This is a genomic window from Sphingomonas sp. CCH5-D11 (assembly GCF_001557395.1).
Lineage (GTDB): Bacteria > Pseudomonadota > Alphaproteobacteria > Sphingomonadales > Sphingomonadaceae > Sphingomonas.
This window is the reverse complement of sequence record NZ_LSKH01000029.1, coordinates 1-296: the sequence shown is the minus strand read 5'-3', so window position 1 is coordinate 296 and position 296 is coordinate 1. Positions and strand designations below refer to the sequence as shown.

General features: G+C 57.8%; 1 protein-coding gene. It reads left to right on the top strand.

The window, feature by feature from the left end; genetic code table 11:
- Positions 1-85 precede the first annotated feature (85 nt).
- A partial coding sequence (locus AX702_RS02080) for a transposase (protein WP_156455315.1) occupies positions 86-296 on the top strand: 211 nt, incomplete at its 3' end.

The following is a 296-nucleotide window of genomic DNA, read 5'->3' as shown; positions in this document are numbered from 1 at the left end:
TGTCCGCCGTCAGCACCAATGGCACAGATTTGAGGTTGTGATTTAAGGAGGATCTGGGCTTCGTCGTAGTGACGAAGGAACGAAGATGAAGCCCAGATCCTCCAATGTAAAATCGCCCGCCAAGGCCCCAGCAGAGCGGGTAGTGAAGGACATCCGCCGACAGACCCGGCGCCACTTTTCGGCCGAGGACAAGATCCGCATCGTGCTGGATGGCCTGCGCGGAGAAGACAGCATCGCCGAGCTATGCCGCAAGGAAGGCATTGCCCAGAGCCTGTATTACACCTGGTCGAAGGAGT